At 36.5% G+C, this 4,933-nt stretch carries 4 protein-coding genes; 3 read left to right on the forward strand and 1 reads right to left on the reverse strand.

The features are described from left to right. Positions 1 to 509 (forward strand): hypothetical protein (locus tag E1171_RS23710; protein WP_187696317.1); only part of this gene is annotated, 509 nt, incomplete at its 5' end. 144 nt (positions 510 to 653) lie between these two features. On the opposite strand, the gene leuS is transcribed toward E1171_RS23710, so the two are convergent. Next, positions 654 to 3,425 (reverse strand): leucine--tRNA ligase, encoded by a 2,772-nt coding sequence (leuS, locus tag E1171_RS07065; RefSeq protein ID WP_155205309.1) that lies wholly within the window; start codon positions 3,423 to 3,425, stop codon positions 654 to 656. 364 nt (positions 3,426 to 3,789) lie between these two features. Between leuS and E1171_RS07070 the strand changes: the two genes are divergently transcribed. Then, a complete protein-coding gene (locus E1171_RS07070; protein ID WP_155205310.1) occupies positions 3,790 to 4,197 on the forward strand; it encodes a hypothetical protein in 408 nt (135 codons plus the stop codon). 535 nt (positions 4,198 to 4,732) lie between these two features. Continuing rightward, positions 4,733 to 4,933: hypothetical protein (locus E1171_RS07075; protein ID WP_155205311.1), on the forward strand; the 201-nt coding region annotated here is incomplete at its 3' end.

Consider the following 4,933-nt stretch of genomic DNA (forward strand, 5'->3'; position numbering starts at 1 on the left):
AACATAAGAATAAGCAAAAGGATAAAGAAGACGCCAAAGTGGTGATAAGAATTGATGGAAACGAATGGGATGTTGAAGAGTATTTTGAAGATTTGGGTGAAAATATTGAATATGCAGTTGAACAATTTGTGGATGGTAATGATGGAGTGGTAATAAACATTAATGAGGAGGAATTGAATATAAATTTCGATGGTCTGGGTGAGTTTGTTAGTGTTATGGCTGAAAACTTTGCCGAATCCATAGAATCGGCTGTTGAACACATGGAAGTGGAAGTTTATGACATTGACCCGGACCGAATAGATGATTCAGATATTCATTTTGATATAGGTGGCCGAAATGGGCTGGAAACTTTACTGGAAGAAATTGAGGAATTTCATGGTTCACCGGTGGAGCATATTGACCGATTGTTGATGAAAATACGTGAAGGTTATGTGGAAGTGGAGATGGACGTACTACTCGAAAATGGCAGTCGGATTAAGGGGTTAAGGAGGGAAATAGAAAATGACTAGGGAATAATTAAGAATTTAGGTGGAAGAATCATTCGTTATAGCAGAAATTATAACGAATGATTTAAAAGCGTTAACATTTAAGTTGGAATTTCTTCTTAACGCCTTCGTTTTTCCATCTTCCTAATTCTTAATTATTCATTAAAATTAGATTACCACATTAATAATTTTCTTTGGGACAATTATTAATTTTTTTACCGCTTTTCCTTCAATCCATTTTTTTACTATTTCATTTTCCAGTACTACTTCTTCAATTTCTTTTTTAGGAGTATCAACAGCAAAACTAAGTTTTACTCTCATTTTTCCATTTATGGATACTGGGTATTCAAAAGCATCTTCTTTCAGGTATTCTTCGTTGTATGCAGGATATTGGGCTTCAGCAACAGAAGTTTGATGTCCACATAAGGCCCATAATTCTTCGGCAATATGTGGGGCATAAGGAGAAACAATTAGAATAAGTTTTTCCAGTATTTCTCTTTTGTTGCATTTCAAAGCGGTAAGTTCATTCACGCAAATCATAAACGTGGAAACCGAGGTGTTGAAGGAAAATCGCTCGATGTCTTCTTCAACCTTTTTGATGGTGGCGTGAATTACTTTCAGTTCCTGTTTGTTTGGTTTTTCATCTGAAAGATTAAAATTTCCTGCAGAATCATGGAATAATTTCCATAACTTTTTCAGGAATTTATATACTCCGTCAATACCATTAGTGTTCCAAGGTTTAAATTGTTCTAAAGGCCCTAAGAACATTTCATAAAGTCTTAGGGTATCCGCACCGAATCTTTCAATAATATCATCAGGATTCACCACATTAAACTTCGATTTGGACATTTTCTCCACTTCGCTTCCACAAATATATTTCCCATCTTCCAAAATAAATTCTGCATCAGAAAAATCAGGACGCCAATTACGGAAGGCCTCTAGGTCTAAGATATCGTTGTGAACGATATTTACATCCACATGTAGACGAGTGGTGTCGTACTCTTTTCGTAAGTTATGAGATACATATTTGTTGGAACTATTCACTCTGTACACAAAGTTAGAGCGGCCTTGAATCATTCCCTGGTTAATCAATTTTTTGAAAGGCTCTTCTACACTTGCAAAACCAAGGTCTTTCAAAAATTTAGTCCAAAAGCGAGCGTAAAGTAAATGTCCCGTGGCGTGTTCCGATCCCCCTATGTAAAGGTCAACATTTTCCCAGTAATGCTGGATTTCTTTGGAGAATATATCCCCTTCATTTGATGGGTCCATGTAACGGAAGAAATACCAACTCGATCCTGCCCAACCTGGCATGGTACTTTTTTCCAAAGGATAACCCTCTTTTGTAGTCCATTTATCGGCTCTTCCCAATGGAGGATCACCTTCTTCGGTAGGTAAATATTTATCTACCTCAGGAAGTCGAAGAGGAAGTTCGCTTTCTTCTAGTAAATAAGGAATTTCATCTTTGAAATATACCGGGAAAGGTTCTCCCCAATATCGCTGTCGACTGAAAATAGCATCTCGCATACGGAAATTGACTTTACCCTTTCCAATACTCATTTCTTCTAGTTTTTCAATAGCTAACTTTTGAGCATCAGCCACCTCTAATCCATTTAGGAAATCGGAGTTTATTACTTTTCCAACCTTAGATGGGTTAGCACCCTCTTCCAAATTGGTGCCTTCTTGGGTAATGACCATAGGAAGGCCAAAATGTCGGGCAAAGTCATAGTCCCTTGTATCTCCTGCCGGAACGGCCATAACTGCTCCCGTTCCATATCCAGCCAAAACATAATCTGCTGTCCAGATAGGAATCTGTTTTCCTGTAAATGGATGTATCGCATAAGCTCCAGTAAATTCTCCGGTGATAGTTTTAACATCACTCATACGGTCCCGTTCTGAACGATTTTTTGCAACTGCCACGTAGTCTTTTACTGCTTTTTCTCTTTCTCTATTGGTAATTTTTTCAATTAACTCATGTTCGGGAGCCAAAGCCAAATAGGTTACCCCAAAAATGGTGTCCACACGGGTAGTAAATACCTTAATGTTTAAATCATCATGCCCATCTATTCTAAATTCTAATTCTGCACCTATGGATTTTCCAATCCAGTTCCTTTGCATTTCTTTAACGGGCTCAGGCCAATCAATAGATTCCAGCCCCTCAAGTAATCTTTCTGCATAAGCAGTGATTCGCAAACTCCATTGTTTCATGGTTTTACGGATTACGGGATATCCACCTCTTTCTGAAAGCCCATCTTTTACTTCCTCATTGGCCAATACAGTCCCAAGAGCCGGGCACCAGTTTACGGTAGTGTCTGCCAGAAAAGCCAATCGGTATTGCAATAGAATATCAGATTTTTCTTTCTCGGACATATCTTTCCACTCGTCTGCAGAAAACTCTGTGACATATTCATCACAGGCAGCATTTATTCCATTGTAACCATTACTCTCAAATTTTTCAATGAGGGTACTAATAGGTTCAGCTTTGTTGGAGTCTTTATTGTACCAGCTATTAAAAAGTTGCATAAAAATCCACTGTGTCCATTTATGGTAATCCGGATTGCTGGTTCTTAATTCCTTACTCCAATCAAATGAAAAACCGATGTTGCGTAATTGCTCTTTGTAGCGTTTAATATTTTCCTCGGTGGTAGCGGCAGGGTGTTGACCTGTTTGAATGGCGTACTGTTCAGCTGGAAGGCCGAATGCATCAAACCCCATAGGATGTAATACATTAAAGCCTTTGATGCGTTTGTAGCGCGAAACGATATCCGATGCAATATAACCTAAGGGATGTCCTACATGAAGTCCGGCTCCTGATGGATATGGGAACATGTCTAGCGAATAATATTTAGGCTTAGACTTATCTACGTTTGCCAGAAAGGACTGATTATCTTCCCAGTATTTCTGCCATTTTTTTTCTATTGCTCTGAAATTGTACTCAGCCATTTTTGATGAAGTATTTTAATATGCAATGTTCAATAGGAGTGGTTGGGGCTTTTAATACACTTTATCTTCATAGGATATCAAATGCTCACCAATACCTGTAGTAAGCAGCAAAAATAATGGAAAGGAAGTAGATAAAATAGGTTTCCATCTTTTTTAATGAACTACATGAAATTGACATTCATCGATTAGTGTTCCGATTTGAATGTGTTCGATTTATGGAAAATGATGGCCGGAGATGGACAAAAATGTTTAAGTTGTATCGCTAAATTATTAATAATGAGGTTTTTGTATGGGTTTCTTTTTTTTGGCATAGGTATTGGTAGTAGGGAGTTGAATAAATAATTATACACTAAAGATTGAAACTATGAGAGAAATTAAGGATGCCCTTAAAAACAACCTGCCAATGACTATTTATCAATTGTTTCTATTACTATTGGTAATTGGTTTGCCTTTGATTTTTCATTTTAGCTCCCAGGCTTCGGAAGGGTCTCTAAAAAACGAAGGTATTTTTTCAAAAGAGTTCCATAATGGGAATACGTCTCCCGATAATGGGAAAATTGGGTTGGAAAGGGGCTTGAACGATGAGGTGGAACTGTTTATTGAAATGCCACGTATGGTTAAGGTTTATGATGTAAAACAGGAATTGATTTATGAAGTATGTGGGCAAATGGCGGATACAAGGGAAAATCCTAAATTAAAATCCATTTTAGCAAAAAGCCATTTCCTGATGGAGAGTGGGAATGAGTGGTTTTATCTCTATGATGAAAATTGATTAAAGTCTATTAATTATTATTGCTCTCCTTTTATTTAAGTGCCCTCGCGAAAGATTCAATTCCACTGATAATCTCTATATTCCATTCTGGGATATTATTTTCCTCTTTTATTTTTTTTTCCAATTTTTCTTTCTTCAAATTAATCAGAAAGAAAATTTTTCCATCTATATCCCTTCATTTTGATTTTAAGAACTAATTTTTTTGTTCTTGATCTCACTTTTTAAACTTTCCCTTTTTTATTTTAAGACATCTTTGTTATTGATTTCCATTTTAATTTAAAAATTTCATTTTTCTTTCTCCCCTAAAAGGCTTCCCTGGTCTGGGAGACGTAAAGTTTAGCATCTTTCCTCACGGTCTCCACTAAATTATCACTGTTCAGAAGAGTATAGTTGTTGTTCGTATCTGAACAGTTTTGTAAGTGATTTATTTGAAAAAAGAGGTTCTAAGTGTGTTTTGGGCGCTTTTTTGTGCTTGGCATGGCTATTGAAAAATACCTGTTCAAATGATTTGATTTTTATTTAATTGACCACGATCATGAAAAGAATACTGAAAAATAACTCTAAGGCAATATTTGGACAACTAGCTTTATTAATGGCTGTAGCTTTAATCACATTTTCTTCTTTCGGGAAAAGTTCCGAAAGGAAAAAAGGATCTGTTATAAAGCCCATCTATAATTTTGGCGTAAGCATGAGTCAGGAAGAAGAATTAAATTTAGCAGAAACTGCCCTAAGTTTT

Origin of the sequence: Xanthovirga aplysinae (assembly GCF_009711365.1) — a bacterium.
Classification (GTDB): domain Bacteria; phylum Bacteroidota; class Bacteroidia; order Cytophagales; family Cyclobacteriaceae; genus Xanthovirga; species Xanthovirga aplysinae.

Bases quoted from the DNA above. Each gene is read 5' to 3' on its own strand.
- leuS (WP_155205309.1), bottom strand. From the start codon at position 3,425: ATGGCTGAGTACAATTTCAGAGCAATAGAAAAAAAATGGCAGAAATAC.
- E1171_RS07070 (WP_155205310.1), top strand. From the start codon at position 3,790: ATGAGAGAAATTAAGGATGCCCTTAAAAACAACCTGCCAATGACTATT.